We start from the raw sequence: 19083 nt of genomic DNA, 5'->3' as shown, positions 1-19083 counted from the left end.
ATGCCGCGCCGTCTGACCGCCTTCGTCGCCATCGCCGCCCTGAGCGCGACGGCTGCCTGCCAGCAGAACGCACCCGAACAGCCCGCGGCGCCGGCCGAGCCTGCGTCGGCGACCGGCGCCGATGTGGCCGCCGTCGCCTACGCCTGTCAGAGCGGCCAACTGATCCAGGCCCGCTATCCGGACAAGACCACCGCCCGTCTGACCTACAAGGGCCAGGACTTCGTGCTGCGCAGCGCGCCGGCCGCCACGGGCGCGCGCTATATCGGCCAGGGCGTCGAATGGGCCACCAGCGCCGCCGAGACTGAGGAGACCGGCACGCTCAGCCTGCTGTCGCCCGATCAATCGACGGCCCTGTCGGTGGTGGAGCAATGTGTCCGTCCCCTGGCCTCGGTCGGCACGGCCCCGGTCCTGGCCGGCGGCGCCCCGACGCCTGCCCCGGTCGCCGACAAGATCCCGGCCTGCCTGGCCCCGCAGTTGAAACTGGCCTCGGGCGAGGGCGACGCCGGCGCCGGCAACCGCGTCCTGAACTTCAGCCTTCAGAACCTGGGCCGCGAGACCTGTCGCCTGGATGGCTATCCGATGGTCGCCTTGGCCGATGCTCGCGGCCGCACGATCGGCTCGATCCGCGCCGACCAGAGCCCCGGCAGCTATTTCCGTCAGGGCGAGGCGCCGCGTCCCGTCACCCTGCCGTCCCAGGCCAAGGCCTATTTCGAGGTCGCCTGGAACGTCATCCCCAACGAGGCCATGGGCCAGACGACCTGTCCGCAGGCCGCGACGCTGAAGGCCACGGTTCCCGGCGATACGGCGGCCCTTAGCACCCCGTTCGACGCTCAGCCCTGCGGCGGCAAGATTCGCGTCAGTCCGATCCGCACCGCGTCAGCCGTGCCGCCGACCTCCTGATTTCGGATGGAATCGTGCGGGAAATGGTCTAAGTCGGCCATCATGACCCAGTCCTTCTACGACCGCGTTTCCGGCGAACTGTCCGATATCGACGCGCAAGGGTTGACCAAGCCCGAACGCGTCATCGCTTCGCGCCAGGGGCCGGTGATCCGGGTCGGCGGCCGCGAAGTGCTGAACTTCTGCGCCAACAACTATCTGGGCCTGGCGGGCGATGAACGCGTCGCGCAGGCCGGGATGGCGGCGCAGGAGAAATGGGGCGCGGGCACCGCCTCGGTCCGTTTCATCTGCGGCACTTTGGAAATCCACAAGGAACTGGAAGCCGCCATCGCCGGCTATCTGGGTTTCGAGGACGCCATTCTGTTCGCCGCCGCCTTCGACGCCAACGGCGGGATTTTCGAGCCTCTGTTCGGCGAAAACGACGCCATCGTGTCGGACAGCCTGAACCACGCCTCGATCATCGACGGCGTGCGCCTGTGCAAGGCCAAGCGCTATCGGTTCGCCAACTCCGACATGGACGAGTTGGAGAGCCGGCTGAAGGAAGCCCGCGCGGCCGGCGCGCGCGACATCATCATCGCCACCGACGGCGCCTTCTCGATGGACGGCTATATCGCCCGGCTGAAGGACATCCGCGCCCTGGCGGACAAGTACGACGCCCTGATCATGGTCGACGACTGCCACGCCACTGGCTTCCTGGGGCCCAAGGGGCGGGGCTCTTTCGCCTATCACGACGTTAAGGTGGACTTCGTCACCGGCACCTTCGGCAAGGCCCTGGGCGGCGCCATGGGCGGCTTCATCTGCGCCCGTAAGCCGGTGGTCGAACTGCTGAAACAGCGGGCGCGGCCCTATCTGTTCTCCAACGCCCTGGCGCCCGCCGTCTGCGGCTCCAGCCTGGAGGCGATTCGCATCGCTCAGGGCGAGGAGGGCGACGCTTTGCGCACGCGCCTGTCCGCCAACGCCCATCGCTATCGCGGCGCCATGACGGACGCGGGCTTCACCCTGCTGGACGGCGAACACCCGATCATTCCGGTCATGCTGGGCGACGCCAAACTGGCCCAGGACTTCGCCGCCCGTGCGCTGGAGTTGGGCGTCTATGTGATCGGCTTCTCCTTTCCCGTGGTGCCGCGCGGCCAGGCCCGCATCCGCACCCAGATGTCGGCGGCCCATACCTTCGATCAGATCGACCGGACGGTCGAGGCGTTCAAACAGGCGGGCCGCGAACTGGGCGTCATCTGACGCCCTCGAAACGTCGTCATCCTCGCCCTTGTGGCGAGGATCCATAAACTCCGTCGTGGACGTGGGGTCGCGACGGGCGCCGGAAGTCCGGATCCCAGGTGCAAGGCCTGGGGCGACGGGCTTCTGTTAGGGAGTTGAGAGTATGACCGACATGATGAAAGCCCTGGCCAAGACCGGCCCCGTCGAAGGTCTTGAGCTGATCGACGCGCCGATCCCGCAGCCAGGACCGGAGGACGTGCTGATCAAGGTGCACCGCACCGCCGTCTGCGGCACCGACATCCACATCTGGAACTGGGACGAATGGTCCCGGAAGAACGTCCCGACGCCCATGATCACCGGCCACGAATTCGCCGGCGAGATCGTCGCCATAGGCAAGGATGTGGACCGTCGCCTGAAGGTCGGTCAGCGGGTCTCGGCCGAGGGTCACGTCATCGACCTGAACTCCGAAGCCGCCCGCGCCGGTCACTTCCACCTGGACCCGGCGACCATGGGCATCGGCGTGAACCGCCAGGGCGCCTTCGCCGAATATGTCGTGGCCCCGGCCTTCAACGTCATCGAACTGCCCGATGACGTGCCCTATGAGATCGGCGCGATCCTGGACCCGTTCGGCAATGCGGTCCACACCGCCCAGCAGTTCGACCTCCTGGGCGAGGACGTGCTGGTCACGGGCGCGGGGCCCATCGGCATGATGGCCGCCGCCGTCGCGCGCCACGCCGGCGCCCGCACCGTGGTCCTGACCGACATCAACGACTTCCGGCTGGATTTGGCGCAGAAGGTCGCGCCGGGCGTCCGAACGGTGAACACCACCAAGGAAGACATCCAGGACGTGATGAAGGAGCTTGGCCTGAAGGTCGGCTTCGACGTGGCGCTGGAGATGTCAGGCTCGCCCGTCGCCTTCAAACAGTGCGTCGACACCCTGATCATGGGCGGCGGCATGGCCATGTTGGGCATTCCGGCCAAGCCGATGGAGACCGACTGGGGCGCCATCATCCTGAAGGCGCTGACCATCAAGGGCGTCTATGGCCGCGAGATGTTCACGACCTGGCGCAAGATGTTGGGCCTCTTGAAGGCCGGTCTGGACCTCAGCCCTCTGATCACCCACCGGCTGGCCTATACCGATTACCGCCAGGGTTTCGAGGCGATGAAGTCGGGCCAGTCGGGCAAGGTGGTGCTGGACTGGGATCAGGCGGCCTGATCGGAAGAACCGTTCAGGCGCGCAACTGCCGGATCAGCGCCTTTTCGAACCCCTTGGTGTCCGATCCCGGCAGGACGTCGCCGATCTGACCGGCCTCGAACAGGGTGAACACCTTGGGGTGGACGTAGGACGCCCGGCAGACGGTCGGGGTGTTGCCCAGCAGCCCCGACACCGCCTTGACGCAGACGGTGATCTTGCGCCTGGCGTCGGTGGGCGAGGTCGGCGGCTCCATGTCGCGCAGCGCCCGCGCCGCCGAGACCGTGCCCGCCCAGGTGCGAAAATCCTTGGCCGAGAACTGCTCGCCCATCGCTTCGCGGATGTAGGCGTTCACATCGTCGGAATCGACGGGGCACAGTGTGCCGTCGGTCGCGCGGTATTTGAACAGTTGCTGGCCCGGCAGGCCCTCCAGCGCGCGCACCACCGCCGCCAGCCGCCGGTCCTTGACGCTGACCACATGGTCCTTGCCGCTCTTGCCCCGAAACTCGAACGTCAGGGCCGCGCCGTCGACGTCCAGGTGCCGCTTGTGCAGGGTGGTCAGGCCATAGCTGCGGTTCTGTTTGGCGTAGACCGCATTGCCGACCCGGATCAGGGTGATCTCCAGCAGGCGCACGGCGGTAGCCAGAACCTTGTCGCGGCACACGCCGCGCAGGCCCAGGTCATGCTCCACCTTCTCTCTCAACCGGGGAAGGGCGCGAGAGAAGGCCGGCAGGCGCTCGAACTTGTTTTCGGACCGCGCGGCGCTCCAGTCGGCGTGATAGCGGTATTGTTTGCGCCCCTTGGCGTCGCGGCCGGTCGCCTGGATATGACCGTTCGCCTTCGGGCAGATCCACACCTCGGTCCAGGCGGGCGGAATGGCCAGGGCGCGAATGCGGGCCACGACCCTGGCATCCTTGATCGTCCGTCCCTGCGCGTCGCGATAGGACCAGCCCGTCCCCACGCGCCGTCGCGTCAGGCCAGGATGTTCGTCGCTGCAATAGCTCAGCCCTTGCGGAACCGTGGCGACGTCGGTCGCCATCACTCGGCGTCCCTGAGGGCGTCGCGCAGCCCTTCGATCCAGTCGCGCCCCGGATCGCCGCCCCACAGCAGCCAGGCGATATAACCGGCCGATGGCTTGTCCTTCATGCCCCAGTAAAGGCTGCGCTTGTCGACTTCGTGCCGGGCGAAATAGCTGTACATCGACTTGATGTCCCGGTCGCTGACGGGCTCGCGGTTTTTCAACTGCAGACCGCGCGCATGGCCGACCTCCGTGCCGCCGCGGCGATGTTTTTCGCGCAGCATCAGGCCTAGTGCGGCGCAGTCCGCGACGGCCTTGGGCGGGATGCGCTGCTTGTCGGATAGGGGAGAGCGGGCGTTCATGCGTGGCGGCAACGTCGCATCGTCACCACCGGTTCCGCTTGACCCGGACGACGACGCGGGGGACGAGGGCGGATGAACTACCGCCACAGCTTTCATGCTGGGAATTTCGCCGATCTGGTCAAGCACGCCCTGTTCCTGTGGCTGGTCCAGGCGCGCCAGGCGATGGGGCCGGTCGCGGTGCTGGACACCCATGCGGGCGCAGGCCTGTACGACCTGTCCGGCGACGCGGTCCGGTCGAAGGAGGCCGAGGCCGGGGTGGCGCGTCTGATGACGGCCCAGGGTCGCCCGCCCCTGATGGACGCCCTGGCGAACGAGGTTCGGGCGCTCAATCCCGATGGCGCGACGCGCTTCTATCCCGGCTCGCCGCGCTTGATCGTCGACGCCCTGGCGACCGGTGGCCGCTATGTCGGGTTCGAACTGAACCCGCCCGTCCGCGCCCTGTTGGCCGAGGCTTTGGCCGGCCGTGCGAACGCCGAGGCGCGCGAGGGGGACGGCTATGACGGCGCGGTCACGGAGGCGGCCCGAAGCCGTGCGCCCCTGATCCTGATCGACCCGCCGTTCGAACGGCCGGACGACTATGCCCGCGCGGCCGAGACCGCCGCCGCCGTCGTGCGCCGCGATCCGTCCGCGACCGTGGCGATCTGGACGCCGCTGAAGGACCTGGAGACCTTCGACGCCTTCATTCGCCGGCTCCAGGGCAAGGTCGGCCCGACCCTGGTGGCCGAGGCGCGTCTGCGTCCCCTCACCAATCCGATGAAGATGAACGGTTGCGCCCTGGTGGTGGTCAACCCGCCACCAGGAGCCGAAGCCGCCGCGCGCGAAATCTGCGGCTGGGTCGCGGACGCCCTGGGCGATCCCGGCGCCCGCGCCGAGGTCTGGACCTTCTGACGGCGTGCTCTAGGCTGACCCCATGACCCGCATCGCCATTCTGGAAACCGGCCATCCGCCCGAGCATCTGAAGGATGACTTCGATGATTATCCCGCGCGCTTTCGGGCGCTGCTGGGCGAAGGCGTGCCGACGACGCGGTTCGACGTGCAATCGGGCCATCTGCCGGAGGACCCGGCGGCTTTCCAGGGGGCCATCGTCACCGGCTCGGCGGCGGGAGTGTATGACGACCTGCCCTGGATTCCGCCGCTGATCGACTGGCTGAGGGCGGCGCGAGGCCGGACCCGGCTGGTCGGCATCTGCTTTGGCCATCAGGTCCTGGCCCACGCCTTCGGCGGCATGGTCGAAAAATCGAACAAGGGCTGGGGCGTGGGCCTGCACCGCTACGACGTGCGTACGGAAGAGCCGTGGATGCATCCGCGCGCGCGCACAATCGCCATACCCGTGTCGCACCAGGATCAGGTGGTCGCCGTGTCCGCCGACGCGCGGGTCATCGCCTCCAGCGGCTTTACCCCATACGCCGGCCTGGCCTGGGGGCAGGACGCCATCTCCTTCCAGTGCCATCCGGAGTTTCAGCCCGACTACGCCGCCGCCCTGATCGAGGGTCGGCGCGGCCATCGCATCCCCGAAGCCCTGGCCGATGAGGCGGTCGCCAGTCTGAAACGTCCCAACGACCGGGCCGTGCTGACCGCCTGGATCAGGGCCTTCCTGCTCCTGACCCCGCCCCCGGTCGAGCAGCAGGGCAGCGGCATCTAGAGCCCAAGCATCCGGATCAGCAGCACCGCCAGCGCCAGCAGGGCGCCCAGCGACAGGACCGCCGCCACCACGACGCGCCCGCCCGCCCGCGCGACGGCCCGGATGTCGGTCTGCAATCCCAGGCCCGCCATGGCGAGCACGGTCAGAAGGCCGGAAGCCGCCGCCGTCGGCGCCAGCCACGTCTCGGGGATGACGCCCAGGGACCGCAGGCCGATCATCAGCAGAAAGCCGACGATGAACCAGGGCAGCAGCCGATGCAGGCCCGGCCCCTTGGCGCGGGCGCCGTCCTGCGCCGCCGGGTCCGTCTTGAGCACCGCGAGCAGCGACAGGACCAGGATCACTGGCCCCAGCATCAGCACCCGCACCAGCTTGACCACCGTGCCCGTCTGGACGGCGACGGGGCCGAAGGGGGCGGCGGCGGCCAGCACCTGCGGCACCGCATAGACGCCGAGACCCGCCAGGGCGCCGTATTGCGGCGCGCTCATGTGCAGCAGGCCCCCCAGCAGCGGCAGGGCCAGAACCACGATCACCCCCAGAACGGCGGTGAAGGCGATGGAGGCCGCCACTTCTTCGCCGTCCGCCTCGATCACCGGAGCCACGGCGGCGATGGCCGAGTTGCCGCATATGGCGTTGCCGCAGGCGACCAGCAGCGCCATGCGCGGGTTCAGGCCCAGCATTCGTCCCACGCCGAAACCGACGGCGATCCCGACGACGACCAGAACCAGGATGGCGAAGACGAAGGAGACGCCCAGCGCGGCCAGAGTCGCCGCGCTGACCGATGCGCCCAGCAGCACCACCGCCACCTCCAGCAGAATCTTGGCGCTGAAGTCGACGCCGGGCTTGAAGCGCGCACCCGGCGTCCAGACGGTCCGTACCGCCGCCCCCAGCAGAATGGCCAGGACCAAGGGCTCCAGCCAGCCGTGGCCGACCAGGCCATGCTCCACCCGCGCCAGGCCGATGGCCGCTCCCATGACCACGATGGACAGGCCGACGCCGGGGGCGATACGGCGCAGAAACGCCATCGGCGCCGTCGGATGAAACGCGGGAACGGGCGAGGGCAGGGCGGCGGGCTTCATCGCTCAGCCTGATGCGCCGCGCATCGACAGCGGTCCAACGGATAGTTATGGTCGTTTCAATCCGATTTGGAGATTGGTTGTGACCTTAGAACGTCTGCGCATCTTCGTCGCCGTGGCCGAGCGCGACCATGTGACGGCGGCGGCGCGGGCGTTGAACCTGACCCAGTCGGCCGTCTCCAACGCCCTGGCGGCGCTGGAGGCCGAGCATCAGGTGCGTCTGTTCGACCGGGTCGGGCGGGGCGTGGCCCTGAACGCCACCGGCCGCGCCTTCCTGCCTGAGGCCAAGGCCGTTCTGGCCCGCGCGGCGGCGGCCGAGGCGGCGCTTGCGGACATGAGCGCCCTGCGGCGCGGACGTCTGGCCGTCTTCGCCAGCCAGACCATCGCCAGCTATTGGCTGCCGCGCCGGCTCGTGGCCTTCCACGTCGCCCATCCCGGCATCGAATTGGACGTCCAGATCGGCAACACGCGCGAAGTCGCCCAGGCGGTGCTGAACGGCGACGCCGAAATCGGCCTGGTCGAGGGCGTCGTTGACGCGTCGGCCCTGACGCAGGTTCAGGTCGGCTCGGACCGGCTGGCGGTGGTGGTGACGCCCGACCATCCCTGGGCCTTTGCGAAGCGACTGTCGGCGGGAGACCTGATCGAATCATCCTGGGTGCTGCGCGAACCGGGCTCGGGCACCCGGTCCAGTCTGGAGGCGGCGCTGCGCGAGGCGGGCGTGAATCCGGCCGATCTGCCGGTCGCCATGACCCTGCCGGCCAATGAGGCGGTCTTGGCCGCCGCAGAGGCGGGCGCGGGCGCCACAGCCCTGTCCGAAAGCGTGGCCCAGGCATCGGTCGCAGCCGGACGCCTGGTCCGTGCGCCGTTTTCCCTGCCGGAACGCCCCTTCCGTCTGCTGCGCCATTCGGACCGCTATCGTAGCCGGGCCGGCGACGCCTTCGTTCAGGCGCTGGCCTGACCGCCGATCACGGCCATTTCACAGCCGGGGGCATGGAGCTGAGGATCGATTCGACGTTCCCGCCGGTCTTCAGGCCGAACATCGTGCCGCGGTCGTACAGCAGGTTGAACTCCACATAGCGTCCGCGCCGGATCAACTGCTCCTCGCGATCCTGCGGCGTCCAGGCCTCGGTCATCCGTCCGGCGACGATGCGCGGATAGACGTCCAGGAAGGCCAGACCGACATCGCGGGTGAAGGCGAAGTCCCGGTCATAGTCGCCGCTGTCGTGGTGGTCGTAGAATATGCCGCCGGTGCCGCGCGGCTCCTGTCGGTGGGGCAGGTAGAAATAGTCGTCGCACCACGCCTTGTAGCGGGTGTGCCAGTCCGGATCGTGCGCGTCGCAGGCCGCCTTCATCGCGGCGTGGAAGGCCAGGGTGTCGGGGTGATCCTGACGACGATCCGCCATCAGCACCGGCGTCAGGTCGCCGCCGCCGCCGAACCAGCTCTTGGTCGTGGCGATGAAGCGGGTGTTCATGTGCACCGCCGGCACGCGCGGGCTGACGGGATGGCAGATCAGGCTGATCCCGGTGGCGAAGAAGCGCGGATCGTCCTGCGCGCCCGGCACCGACTTGGCATAGTCGGCGGGAAAGGCGCCGTGCACGGTCGAGACGTGGACGCCGACCTTCTCGAACAGCCGCCCGTGCATCATCCCCATGACGCCGCCGCCGCCCTCTGGCCGCTCCCACGGCGTCCGCACGAACCGCCCCGGTTCGCCCGGAAACAGATCTGCGGGGGCGGCCTCCTCCAGCGCCTCGAACGCCGCATGGATACGGTCGCGCAACGCCTCGAACCAGGCGCGGGTCTCGACCTTCTTCAGGTCCAGGGAGTTGGGGGGCATGGCGTCGCTCATCGCCATGGTCCTAGCCGGGTCGGGGCGTCACGCCAACCTGACCCGTCTGGCGCAATCCCTCCCACAGGGCGACGCCAGCCGTGACGGACAGGTTGAGCGAGCGCGCCTGGGGTCTCAGCGGCACGACGACGCGGGCGTCGGCGGCGGCGTGGACGTAGTCGGGCGCGCCCGCGCTCTCCTTGCCGAACAACAGCACATCGTCGGGCCGGAAGGCGAAGTCGGTCAAGGGCGTGGCGCCCTTGGTGGTGAACAGGACCAGTCTTCCGGCCGGTCGGTCCCGCAGAAAGGCGTCCCAGTCGGCGTGCCGCGTCATGTGCGACAAGGGGCCGTAGTCCAGCGCCGCCCGCTTCATGGCGCGGTCGTCGAATCGAAAGCCCGTCGGCTCGATCACATGCAGATCGACGCCGAAACAGGCCGACAATCTGATGCAGGCTCCGACGTTCTGAGGAATGTCCGGTTGAAAAAGGGCGAGACGCATTCTAAGCCCTGACATACGCGCGGCCAGGGGGTTTGTCGCGGCCTGTTTTGCGATCGTTTCGCAAGAAACGTCAGCAGCTTGCGCCGAGGGGGCGTCGGCGTCGGGCCGCTGGAGATCTCCGGCCTCGTTCTTTGGTTTAGCCGTCACGAACAAGAGGCTTTCGGGTCCATTCGACGGCGTGCGGGAGGTGAAACGTGGCCGAATCGGTCGTGCATGCTGAAAGCCCCGAGGGCGGCGATCCCAATCGCCGTGACTTCATCCATATCGCGGCCGGCGCCGCGGCCGTCGGCGCGGGGGTCATGGTCGCCTGGCCGCTGATCAACCAGATGAATCCGGCGGCGGACACCCTGGCCCTGGCGTCGATCGAGTTCGACCTGACCAAGGTTCAGGAAGGCCAGCAGGTCGTCATCAAATGGCAGGGCAAGCCGGTGTTCGTGCGCTATCGCACCCCGGCCGAGCTGCAGCGGGTCATCGCCGACGACCATGCGCCCGACCTGAAACAGCCCCAGACGGACGCCGAGCGCACCAAGCCGGGGCATGAGAAATATCTGGTCGTTATCGGGTCGTGCACCCACCTGGGCTGCGTGCCGACCTTCGGCGCGGGCGATTACGGCGGCTGGTTCTGCCCCTGCCACGGCTCGCACTACGACGCCTCCGGCCGCATCCGTAAGGGGCCCGCGCCCCTGAACCTGGTGGTGCCGGACTACGACTATCTGTCCGACACCCGCGTCAAGATCGGCTGAGGACAAGGGGGGATCATGAGCGACCACGAGAGCACCTACGTCCCGAAGACGGGCGTCGAGAAATGGCTGGACAGCCGTCTGCCCATCATTCGCTTCGGCGCGGACTATATGTCCCTGCCGACGCCCAGGAACCTGAACTACTGGTGGACCTTCGGCGGCATCCTGGCCCTGTGCCTGGTGACGCAGATCGTCACCGGCATCGTCCTGGCCATGCACTATACGCCCAACGTCGACCTGGCCTTCGCCTCGGTCGAGCGCATCATGCGCGACGTGAACGGCGGCTGGCTGATCCGTTACGTCCACGCCAACGGCGCGTCGATGTTCTTCATCGCCGTCTATCTGCATATGCTGCGGGGGCTCTACTACGGCTCCTATAAGGCGCCGCGCGAGATGATCTGGATCATCGGCTGCGTGATCTTCTTCCTGATGATCGCCACTGCCTTCCTGGGCTATGTCCTGCCTTGGGGCCAGATGTCGTTCTGGGGCGCCGAGGTCATCACCAACCTGATCGGGGCCATTCCCGGCGTGGGCGAGCCGATCCTGATCTGGCTGCGCGGCGGTCCGGCGATCGACAATGCGACGCTGAACCGCTTCTTCTCGCTGCACTATCTGCTGCCGTTCGCCATTCTGGGCTGCGTGGTGCTGCACCTGTGGGCGTTGCACGCGGCGGGTCAGAACAACCCCGTCGGCATCCTGATCCCCAAGGATCGTCAGGCCAAGGACACGCTGCCCTTCCACCCGTATTTCACGGTCAAGGACGGGTTCGCGATCATCCTGTTCCTGATCCTGTTCGCGATCTTCGTCTTCTATCAGCCGAACGCCCTGGGCCACGCGGACAACTATATCCCCGCGAACCCGCTGCAGACGCCGGCGCACATCGTGCCTGAGTGGTACATGTTGCCCTTCTACGCCATTCTGCGCGCCATCCCGGACAAGTTCGGCGGTGTGGTGGCGATGTTCAGCGCCATCGGCGTGCTGTTCGTCCTGCCCTGGCTGGATACGTCCAAGGTGCGCTCCATGCGTTATCGCCCGACCATGCGGACCTTCTTCATCATCTTCCTGGTGGTGGGCGTGGGTCTGGGCTGGTGCGGCGGGCAGTTGCCGGACGCGCCGGTCATTCCGGGCATGCCCAGCCCTGTCCTCTTCGACGGTGCGCTGAACTCCTACCTGTGGCTCACGCGTCTGTTCACGGCCTACTACTTCCTGTTCTTTTTCGTGATCATGCCGCTGGTGGGGCTGAAGGAAACGCCGCTGCCGATCCCGGCGACGATCTCCGAGCCGGTGCTGACCGGCGCGGACGCCGTCGAGCAGAAGGGCTGAGCGTCATGACGATTGGAATGAAGACCGTGTCGATCAAGACCATCCTGGCCTCGGCCGCCGTCATCCTGGGGCTGGCCGCTGCGGCGCCGGCCCTGGCGTCGGGCGGCGCGTCCCATCCGCGCTCGGGCGGGTTCAGCTTCGACGGACCGTTCGGAACCTATGACCAGGGCCAGCTTCAGCGTGGCTACAAGGTCTATCACGAGGTCTGCTCGGCCTGTCACAGCATGAACCTCATGCACTATCGGAACCTGGGCGACGCTCATGGCCCGTTCTGGAATCCGAAATACCCGAACCCGAACGACAACCCGGTCGTGAAGGCTCTGGCCAAGGAGGTTCAGGTTCCCGACATCGACAGCGAGACGGGCGAGCCGATCCAGCGCGACGCCACCCCGGCCGACAAGTTCCGCAGCCCCTATCCGAACGCCACGGCGGCGGCGGCGGGCAACGGCGGGGCGGCCCCGCCCGACCTGTCGGTGATGGCCAAGGCCCGTCACGACGGCGCCAACTACATCTATTCGCTGCTGTCGGGCTATAAGGCCGCGCCGGCGGGCCTGACCATCCGCGACGGTCAGCACTACAACCCCTATATGGCCGGCGACCTGACGCCGTTCTGGAACGGCGATCACAAGCACGTCCCGCCCGGCGGTTTCATCGCCATGCCGCCGCCGCTGAAGGACGGCCTCGTCACCTATGACGATGGCTCGCCCCAGACGGTGGACCAGTACGCCAAGGACGTGGCCGCCTTCATCGCCTGGACCTCCGAGCCCAAGATGGTGGAACGCAAACAGGCCGGCTTCGGCGTTCTGATCTATCTGCTGATCTTCGCGGGGATCACCTACGCCAGCTACCGCCGCATCTGGAAGGGCGTGGCCCACTAAGCCGCTCCTCCCGATCGGAGACCTTCAGGCCCGTCGGCGTCCGCGCCGACGGGCCTTTTGCTTGCGACCAATCGTCTCCGTCACGGAATCGACATGGGCGGGATCGGCCCCTAGGGTTCGTCGGTCTTCTTCTTGGCTGTGGGGCCTTAAGTTCATGCGTCTTGTCTCTTCCTTCGCCGCCGTTCTGCTGGCCGGCGTCGCCTTGTCCGCCTGCGCCACGACCGCCGCGCAGAACGCCGCGCCCGCCTTCGACGCGGCCCGGATATCAGAGGACATCCGCGTCCTGTCCGACGACAGTTTCGAAGGTCGCGGCATCGCCACCCCGGCCGAGGCCAAGGTGATCGACTATCTCAGCCGCCAATACGCCGCCGCCGGCTTCGAGCCTGGCGGACCGAACGGCCAGTGGACCCAGGACGTGATCCTGAACCGCTTCACCCAGTCGAATGTTCACGCGGCGCTGAAACTGGGCGACTGGAGCCTGCCTCTGACGCAGGGGCGGGAGGTCGCAATCTCCACCCGTCGGCCGGCCGAACACGTCAGCCTGAAGGACGCGCCCCTGGTCTTCGTCGGCTATGGCATCAATGCGCCCGAGCGTCAGTGGAACGACTTCAAGGGCCAGGACCTGCGCGGCAAGGTGCTGGTCGTGCTGGTCAACGACGCCGACTTCGAGGAGCCGGCGCTGAACACCTTCGGCGGCAAGGCCATGACCTATTACGGTCGCTGGACCTACAAATACGAGGAGGCGGCGCGTCAGGGGGCGGCGGGCGTGCTGATCGTCCATGAGACGGCGCCGGCGTCGTATGGCTGGCAGACGGTGGCCAACTCCTGGGGCGTGCCCCAGTTCGATATTCTGCGCCAGAACGCGGCGGCCGAGCGCGTGCCGATGGAGGGCTGGATTCAGCGCGATGTGGCTGTGGACCTGTTCCGCCGCGCGGGCCTGGATTTCGACGCCCTGAAGGTCCAGGCGCGCAGCCGTGACTTCCGGCCCGTGGCCCTGCCGGGCGCGTCCTTCTCCACCGAGTTCGACGTGGCGACCAACCAGGTCACGACCCACAACGTCATCGCCCGCCTGCCGGGCACGACCCATCCGGACGAGACCGTCCTCTATACCGCCCACTGGGATCACATCGGCATGGGCGAGCCAGACGCGACCGGCGACCGCATCTTCAACGGCGCGGTGGACAACGCCTCGGGCACGGCGGGATTGCTGGAACTGGCGCGGATGTTCGGCCGCGCGCCGCGCACCGAACGTTCCATCGTCATGATCAGCTTCACCGGCGAGGAAAGCGGCCTGCTGGGCTCGGAATACTACGCCGTCAACCCGGTCTACCCGCTGGCCAGGACGGTCGGCGGCTTCAACATGGATTCGATGAACGTTTATGGCCGGGTCACGGGCCTGGGCGTCACCGGCTACGGCCAGTCGGACTTCGACGAACGCCTGGCCGCCGCCGTCCAGCCGCAGGGACGGACCCTGGTTCCCGACCACGAGAATGCGGCCGGCACCTACTATCGTTCGGATCACTTCCCCCTGGCCAAGCGCGGCGTGCCGATGGCCTATGCCGGCAGCCGCGGCGATTTCCGGGATGCGCCGGTCGCGGCGCGTGAGGCGGCCCGCAGCGAATACGGGGCCAACCGCTATCACCAGGCGGCGGACGAATGGTCGCCGGATTGGGACTATCGCGGCATGATCGAGGATTTGACGGTCTTCTACGACGTCGGCCGCGACCTGGCGAATGGCCGCGACTGGCCTCGATGGAAGCCGGGGTCCGAGTTCGGGCCCGTGCGCGAAACCACGGCCGCCGAACGGCGCTGACCTTTCCGATCCAATCGCCAGACGGGGTGGGCGACGGTCCGTCCCGTCATCGTTTCCGCCTTTACTAGAGCCTGCGCATGATCCGCCGTTCCTTCCTCGCCGCCTCGGCTCTGCCGATCCTTGCGGCCCTGACCCTGTCGGCTTGCGCCAGCGTCCCACGGCCGGCGGCCGCGCTCATCGACGCCTTCGCCGTCGCCTCGGCCGCCCATCCGCAGTTCAGCGCCCAGCGCCTGTCCGACCACATCAAATATCTGGCCTCCGACGAACTGGAGGGCCGCTTTCCCGGCCAGATCGGCGAACGGCTGACCCTGGCCTATCTGCAGGCTCAGTACGAGGCGATGGGGCTTGAACCCGGCGGGCGCGACGGATCGTGGCTCCAGCCGGTCGATCTGGTCCGCTTCACGCCCGCGCGGGCGCCCATGGCGACCTGGAAGGGTTCCGACGGCGTCGCCCTGGCCTTGACCAGCGGGACGGACATCACCCTGCGCGCGGGGCCGGCCGATCCGCAGGTGAAGCTGGACGGTCTGCCGGTCGTCTTCGCCGGCTATGGCGTCGTGGCGCCCGAACGGGGCTGGGACGACTATGGTTCGGCCGACCTGACGGGCAAGGTGGTCGTGGTGCTGCGGGGCCAGCCGGCCTCCATGGGCGCCGATCCGAACTTCTACGGCTCGACCACCCACAAGATGCAGGAGGCGCTGAAGCGCGGGGCGGTCGGCGTCATCACCCTGCAGGAGGAGCCCGGACGTTGGCGTCGCGCGGTCGGTGGGGCGACGCGACCCCAGATGACCGTCAAGGGCTCAAGGGAGACGCGCTTCACCGGCGCGATCGACGCCGCCACGGCCGAACGGCTGGGCGGGTCCGCCTTCGCTTCCATCCTGACCCGCGCCAAGGCCGGCGGCCTGGGCGGCCCGGTGTCTCTGGATGGGACGCTTTCGGTCGACATCGACGAAACGACCGAGGTCATCCACTCCAACAACCTGCTGGCCCGGATTCCCGGCGCGAAGCGGCCGGACGAGTATGTGATCTACTCCGCCCACTGGGACCATGTGGGCAAGGCGCGCCAGCCCGACGCCACGGGGGACGACATTTATAACGGCGCCTGGGACAACGCCTCGGGCACCGCCGGCCTGATCGAGATGGCCCGCGCCTTCAAGGCGGGCCCGGCGCCGGAACGCACGGTCGTCTTCCTGCATGTCACGGCCGAGGAGCAGGGGCTGCTGGGCTCGGAAGCCTATGCCGCCGACCCGGTCTATCCGCTGGAAAGGACGGCGGCGGACATCAATATCGACATGCTGCCGTTCACGCCCGCCACGCGGGACGTGGCGATCTTCGGCGTCGGCAAGTCGGAGCTGGAGGACATCCTGGGCCGGTTCGCCGCCGTTCAGGGCCGCGTCGTGACCGGCGACGGCTATCCCGAGGAAGGCTTCTACTACCGTTCCGACCACTTCAACTTCGCCGCCGGCGGTGTGCCGGCCCTGATGCCGTGGACCGGCCGGGACTTCGTCGAGGGCGGGATTGCGGCGGGCAAGCCCTACTATGAGGGCGATATGGCCAAATACTACCACCAGCTGAAGGACGAGTGGCGGCCCGACTACGACTTCACCGCCGCGCTTCAGAATCTGGACCTGCTGTACCGGCTGGGTCTGACGGTGGCCGACAGCACGACCTGGCCCGCCTGGAAGCCGACGGCCGAGTTCAACACCATCCGCGACCGGTCCGCCGATCAGCGCCGTTATGCGTCGACGAACGGATAGGGGCTGACCGACTTGGCCCAGTCGTCGACGGCCAGCGGCCGGTCGATGGGCGCCGCCGCACGCTCGGCGCAGGGGTGACGGTGGCACAGGCGGCAGGCGGGACCGATGGGCGTCGCTTCGGGCCGGTCCAGGTCAAGCCCGCGCGCATAGGCAAGGCGGTGGGCGTGACGCAGTTCGCACCCCAGGCCGATGGCCAGGTCGTGGCCTTCGCTGAAACCGTCCTGTCCCTGGCGCTCGACCGTGCGGGCGAAGGTGAACCAGCGCGAACCGTCGGGCGTCTCGATGATCTGGGTCACGATCCGGCCGGGCGTGCGGAAGGCCGAATGCAGCCGCCAGCGCGGACAGGCCCCGCCGAAGCGCGAGAAGGGGAAGGCGCCCGAGGCGTAGCGTTTGGAGATATTGCCCGCCTGGTCCACCCGCATCAGGAAGAAGGGCACGCCGCGCGCGCTGGGCCGCGACAGGGTGGTCAGCCGGTGCGCCGCCTGTTCGTAGCTGACGCCGAACCGCGCCTGCAGCCGCGCCAGATCATAGGCCGAAGCCTCAGCCGCCTGCTGAAAGGCGCCGTAGGGCATCAGGATCGCCCCGGCCAGGGTGTTGGTCAGGGCCACCTTCAACAGGGACCGCGTCGGCCCGTCCGGCGCGCCCGCCGTCTCGACCAGGCCGTTCAGGTCGACGCCGTGCTCGACCAGGGCCAGTTGATAGGCCAGGGCGAAGGCGCGCGACGGCGGCGTCAAGGTCTCTGACAGCAACAGGCGACGGCGGTGCGGGTCGAAACGCCGCGTCCATTCCACCATCACTTCGGCCGGCAGGGTGCGGACCGCCAAGTCGTGCTTGGCCGCCAGCCGTCGTCGCGCGGCGGGCTCGAAGCCGTCTCCGTGGGCGGGGGCGTCGGCCGCCAGGGCGTCGGCCAGAGCTTCTCCCATCGTGTCCAACTCGGGGAAGTGATTGCCGCGCGATTGGACGTATTCGCGCACCCATTCGGCCGGGCTGTCGTCGTTCAGGGCCTCGCCGGCGCCGACAGCCGCCCGTGCGCGCGTGCGCTGGTCGTCGAAGGCGCGATACAGCCGCAGCAGGGCGTCGGCGACGCCCGGCGCCTCGTCCAACAGATGCAGCAGTTCGTGACGCGGCGCCGTCAGGCCCTTGAAGACCGGGTCGCTGAACACCTCGCTCAGCTTGGCGGCGTCGGCCTCTCCACCCTGATTCAGATGGCGCAGATCGACGTCGTAGGTCTCGGCCAGACGCAGCAGCAACTGGGCCGAGACGGGGCGCTGGTTGCGTTCGATGTGATTGAGATAGCTGGGCGAAACCGCCAGATCGGCGGCCATGGCCGTCTGGGTGAGACCCAGGTCCCGCCTCAGCCGCTTGAGGCGGGCGCCCAGGAACAGCTTGCGGTCGGCGGCGGTATCCATAGTCGAAAGTTGTCACAACAAGACTAAATAAGCAAAGTCATAATATGACATAATGACTTCGACATTGCGGCCGTGGCGGTGTCATTCGTGACATCAGCGTGTTTCTGTCTGGAGACGGCGGCTGCGGCCGCGCTTTCGACAGACGAGTTCGACCATGACCACCTTCGCCGATCTGGTTCCTTCGCCCACCGGCCGTTTCGACGGAATCGAACGCCCCTATTCGCCCGAAGACGTGCTGCGTCTGCGCGGCTCGGTGCCGATCACCCACACTCTGGCCGAACGCGGCGCCAATCGCTTGTGGGACCTGTTGCACACCGAGCCGTACATCAACGCCCTGGGCGCCGTGACCGGCAACCAGGCCATGCAGATGGTCCGGGCGGGGCTGAAGGCCATCTATCTGTCGGGCTGGCAGGTCGCGGCCGACGCCAACACCGCTTCGGCCATGTATCCGGACCAGTCGCTGTATCCGGCCAACGCCGCGCCGGAGCTGTGCCGCCGCATCAACCGCACCCTGCAACGCGCCGACCAGATCGAGCACGCCGAGGGCGGCGCCAAGCGGGATTGGTTCGCCCCCATCGTCGCCGATGCGGAGGCCGGATTCGGCGGCCCGCTGAACAGCTTCGAGATCATGAAGGCCTTTATCGAGGCCGGGGCGGCGGGCGTCCATTTCGAGGACCAGTTGGCGTCCGAGAAGAAGTGCGGCCACCTGGGCGGCAAGGTTCTGATCCCGACCCAGGCGCACGAGCGCAACCTCATCGCTGCGCGTCTGGCAGCCGACGTCTGCGGTGTGGCGACCCTGACGGTGGCGCGCACGGATGCGGAATCGGCCCAGCTGATCACCTCGGACGTCGATGAGCGGGACCACCCCTTCATCGATCGCGAGAACCGCACGCCGGAAGGCTTCTTCCGCTTGAAGCCGGGCACGGGGCTGGACCACTGCATCGCGCGCGGCCTGTCTTATGCCAAATACGCCGACCTGTTGTGGTGGGAGACGTCGCACCCGGATCTGGATGACGCGCGCAAGTTCGCCGAGGCGATCCAGAAGGCGCATCCCGGCAAGCTGATGGCCTACAACTGCTCGCCGTCGTTCAACTGGGAAGCCAAGCTGGACAAGGACACCATCGCCAAGTTCCAGCGCGAGCTGGGGGCCATGGGCTACAAGTTCCAGTTCGTGACCCTGGCGGGCTTCCACAGCCTGAACAACGGCATGTTCGAGCTGGCCAGCGGCTATCGCGATCGCGGCATGGCGGCCTATTCCGAGCTTCAGCAACGCGAGTTCGCCAACGAGGCGATCGGCTACACCGCCACGCGTCACCAGCGCGAGGTCGGCACAGGCTATTTCGACGACGTGGCCACGGTCATCTCTTCGGGTCAGTCCTCGACGACCGCCCTGAAGGACTCGACCGAAACCGCCCAGTTCACCCACGCGGCCTGATCAGAAA

Annotated in this window: 18 protein-coding genes; 12 read left to right on the top strand and 6 right to left on the bottom strand. The window is 67.9% G+C overall.

Translation table 11 applies throughout. The features are described 5' to 3' along the window. From ACWPV3_RS13970 to tdh, 3 genes are all read left to right on the top strand, one after another. Nucleotides 1-900 carry a DUF4232 domain-containing protein gene (locus ACWPV3_RS13970; protein WP_453978244.1) on the top strand — a complete coding sequence of 300 codons (900 nt, stop codon included), beginning with the start codon at nucleotides 1-3 and terminating at the stop codon, nucleotides 898-900. 42 nt (nucleotides 901-942) lie between these two features. Then, the gene (locus ACWPV3_RS13965) at nucleotides 943-2133 is read left to right on the top strand and encodes a glycine C-acetyltransferase (RefSeq protein WP_453978243.1); all 1191 of its coding nucleotides are present in this window, start codon (nucleotides 943-945) and stop codon (nucleotides 2131-2133) included. A 142-nt stretch (nucleotides 2134-2275) separates the two neighbouring features. Continuing rightward, entirely contained in the window at nucleotides 2276-3328 is a 1053-nt protein-coding gene (gene tdh, locus ACWPV3_RS13960) for an L-threonine 3-dehydrogenase (RefSeq protein WP_292087487.1), read from the top strand. Between the two features lie 13 nt (nucleotides 3329-3341). On the opposite strand, the gene ACWPV3_RS13955 is transcribed toward tdh, so the two are convergent. After that, nucleotides 3342-4343 (bottom strand): DNA topoisomerase IB, encoded by a 1002-nt coding sequence (locus ACWPV3_RS13955; protein ID WP_312736492.1) that lies wholly within the window; start codon nucleotides 4341-4343, stop codon nucleotides 3342-3344. Further along, on the bottom strand, nucleotides 4343-4810 hold the full coding sequence (locus ACWPV3_RS13950) for a hypothetical protein (protein WP_453978242.1): 468 nt from the start codon (nucleotides 4808-4810) through the stop codon (nucleotides 4343-4345). The genes ACWPV3_RS13955 and ACWPV3_RS13950 overlap by 1 nt, the downstream gene beginning before the upstream one ends. Between ACWPV3_RS13950 and rlmJ the strand changes: the two genes are divergently transcribed. Further along, a complete protein-coding gene (rlmJ, locus tag ACWPV3_RS13945) occupies nucleotides 4757-5572 on the top strand; it encodes a 23S rRNA (adenine(2030)-N(6))-methyltransferase RlmJ (RefSeq protein ID WP_453978241.1) in 816 nt (271 codons plus the stop codon). The two genes, ACWPV3_RS13950 and rlmJ, sit on opposite strands and share 54 nt — an antisense overlap. 22 nt (nucleotides 5573-5594) lie before the next feature. Then, nucleotides 5595-6326 carry a glutamine amidotransferase-related protein gene (locus tag ACWPV3_RS13940; RefSeq protein WP_292087495.1) on the top strand — a complete coding sequence of 244 codons (732 nt, stop codon included), beginning with the start codon at nucleotides 5595-5597 and terminating at the stop codon, nucleotides 6324-6326. On the opposite strand, the gene ACWPV3_RS13935 is transcribed toward ACWPV3_RS13940, so the two are convergent. After that, nucleotides 6323-7402, bottom strand: a complete 1080-nt coding sequence (locus tag ACWPV3_RS13935; protein WP_453978240.1) for a YeiH family protein — start codon at nucleotides 7400-7402, stop codon at nucleotides 6323-6325. The genes ACWPV3_RS13940 and ACWPV3_RS13935 overlap by 4 nt on opposite strands. Nucleotides 7403-7481: 79 nt before the next feature. On the opposite strand from ACWPV3_RS13935, the gene ACWPV3_RS13930 reads away from it, so the two are divergent. Next, on the top strand, nucleotides 7482-8357 hold the full coding sequence (locus ACWPV3_RS13930) for a LysR family transcriptional regulator (RefSeq protein ID WP_453978239.1): 876 nt from the start codon (nucleotides 7482-7484) through the stop codon (nucleotides 8355-8357). A gap of 7 nt (nucleotides 8358-8364) precedes the next feature. Here the strand turns inward: ACWPV3_RS13930 and hemF are convergent, their stop codons facing one another. Continuing rightward, nucleotides 8365-9234, bottom strand: a complete 870-nt coding sequence (hemF, locus tag ACWPV3_RS13925) for an oxygen-dependent coproporphyrinogen oxidase (RefSeq protein WP_453978539.1) — start codon at nucleotides 9232-9234, stop codon at nucleotides 8365-8367. A gap of 22 nt (nucleotides 9235-9256) precedes the next feature. Then, nucleotides 9257-9724, bottom strand: a complete 468-nt coding sequence (locus tag ACWPV3_RS13920; RefSeq protein ID WP_453978238.1) for a tRNA (cytidine(34)-2'-O)-methyltransferase — start codon at nucleotides 9722-9724, stop codon at nucleotides 9257-9259. 194 nt (nucleotides 9725-9918) lie between these two features. Here ACWPV3_RS13920 and petA point away from each other — a divergent pair, with 194 nt between their 5' ends. From petA to ACWPV3_RS13895, 5 genes are all read left to right on the top strand, one after another. Next, nucleotides 9919-10467: a ubiquinol-cytochrome c reductase iron-sulfur subunit gene (petA, locus tag ACWPV3_RS13915; protein ID WP_292087502.1), complete on the top strand. Its 549-nt coding sequence runs from the start codon at nucleotides 9919-9921 to the stop codon at nucleotides 10465-10467. A gap of 15 nt (nucleotides 10468-10482) precedes the next feature. After that, the gene (locus ACWPV3_RS13910; RefSeq protein ID WP_292087504.1) at nucleotides 10483-11787 is read left to right on the top strand and encodes a cytochrome b; all 1305 of its coding nucleotides are present in this window, start codon (nucleotides 10483-10485) and stop codon (nucleotides 11785-11787) included. 5 nt (nucleotides 11788-11792) lie between these two features. Next, the gene (locus tag ACWPV3_RS13905) at nucleotides 11793-12665 is read left to right on the top strand and encodes a cytochrome c1 (protein WP_292087506.1); all 873 of its coding nucleotides are present in this window, start codon (nucleotides 11793-11795) and stop codon (nucleotides 12663-12665) included. A 154-nt stretch (nucleotides 12666-12819) separates the two neighbouring features. Further along, nucleotides 12820-14478, top strand: a complete 1659-nt coding sequence (locus ACWPV3_RS13900; protein ID WP_453978237.1) for a M28 family metallopeptidase — start codon at nucleotides 12820-12822, stop codon at nucleotides 14476-14478. Nucleotides 14479-14555: 77 nt separating this feature from the next. After that, nucleotides 14556-16232 carry a M28 family peptidase gene (locus tag ACWPV3_RS13895; protein WP_453978236.1) on the top strand — a complete coding sequence of 559 codons (1677 nt, stop codon included), beginning with the start codon at nucleotides 14556-14558 and terminating at the stop codon, nucleotides 16230-16232. Here ACWPV3_RS13895 and ACWPV3_RS13890 read toward each other — a convergent pair. Then, a complete protein-coding gene (locus ACWPV3_RS13890; RefSeq protein ID WP_453978235.1) occupies nucleotides 16211-17641 on the bottom strand; it encodes a helix-turn-helix domain-containing protein in 1431 nt (476 codons plus the stop codon). The genes ACWPV3_RS13895 and ACWPV3_RS13890 overlap by 22 nt on opposite strands. A gap of 154 nt (nucleotides 17642-17795) precedes the next feature. On the opposite strand from ACWPV3_RS13890, the gene aceA reads away from it, so the two are divergent. Beyond that, the gene (gene aceA, locus ACWPV3_RS13885) at nucleotides 17796-19076 is read left to right on the top strand and encodes an isocitrate lyase (protein ID WP_292087512.1); all 1281 of its coding nucleotides are present in this window, start codon (nucleotides 17796-17798) and stop codon (nucleotides 19074-19076) included. The last annotated feature ends 7 nt before the right edge of the window (nucleotides 19077-19083 follow it).

The organism is Brevundimonas sp. Marseille-Q4549, from assembly GCF_976940555.1.
The sequence above is the reverse complement of the archived record's forward strand: the minus strand, read 5'-3'. Positions and strand labels throughout refer to the sequence as shown.

Bases quoted from the DNA above. Each gene is read 5' to 3' on its own strand.
- ACWPV3_RS13970 (WP_453978244.1), top strand. From the start codon at position 1: ATGCCGCGCCGTCTGACCGCCTTCGTCGCCATCGCCGCCCTGAGCGCG.
- ACWPV3_RS13965 (WP_453978243.1), top strand. From the start codon at position 943: ATGACCCAGTCCTTCTACGACCGCGTTTCCGGCGAACTGTCCGATATC.
- tdh (WP_292087487.1), top strand. From the start codon at position 2,276: ATGACCGACATGATGAAAGCCCTGGCCAAGACCGGCCCCGTCGAAGGT.
- ACWPV3_RS13955 (WP_312736492.1), bottom strand. From the start codon at position 4,343: ATGGCGACCGACGTCGCCACGGTTCCGCAAGGGCTGAGCTATTGCAGC.
- rlmJ (WP_453978241.1), top strand. From the start codon at position 4,757: ATGAACTACCGCCACAGCTTTCATGCTGGGAATTTCGCCGATCTGGTC.
- ACWPV3_RS13940 (WP_292087495.1), top strand. From the start codon at position 5,595: ATGACCCGCATCGCCATTCTGGAAACCGGCCATCCGCCCGAGCATCTG.
- ACWPV3_RS13935 (WP_453978240.1), bottom strand. From the start codon at position 7,402: ATGAAGCCCGCCGCCCTGCCCTCGCCCGTTCCCGCGTTTCATCCGACG.
- hemF (WP_453978539.1), bottom strand. From the start codon at position 9,234: ATGCCCCCCAACTCCCTGGACCTGAAGAAGGTCGAGACCCGCGCCTGG.
- ACWPV3_RS13920 (WP_453978238.1), bottom strand. From the start codon at position 9,724: ATGCGTCTCGCCCTTTTTCAACCGGACATTCCTCAGAACGTCGGAGCC.
- ACWPV3_RS13910 (WP_292087504.1), top strand. From the start codon at position 10,483: ATGAGCGACCACGAGAGCACCTACGTCCCGAAGACGGGCGTCGAGAAA.
- ACWPV3_RS13905 (WP_292087506.1), top strand. From the start codon at position 11,793: ATGACGATTGGAATGAAGACCGTGTCGATCAAGACCATCCTGGCCTCG.
- ACWPV3_RS13900 (WP_453978237.1), top strand. From the start codon at position 12,820: ATGCGTCTTGTCTCTTCCTTCGCCGCCGTTCTGCTGGCCGGCGTCGCC.
- ACWPV3_RS13895 (WP_453978236.1), top strand. From the start codon at position 14,556: ATGATCCGCCGTTCCTTCCTCGCCGCCTCGGCTCTGCCGATCCTTGCG.
- ACWPV3_RS13890 (WP_453978235.1), bottom strand. From the start codon at position 17,641: ATGGATACCGCCGCCGACCGCAAGCTGTTCCTGGGCGCCCGCCTCAAG.
- aceA (WP_292087512.1), top strand. From the start codon at position 17,796: ATGACCACCTTCGCCGATCTGGTTCCTTCGCCCACCGGCCGTTTCGAC.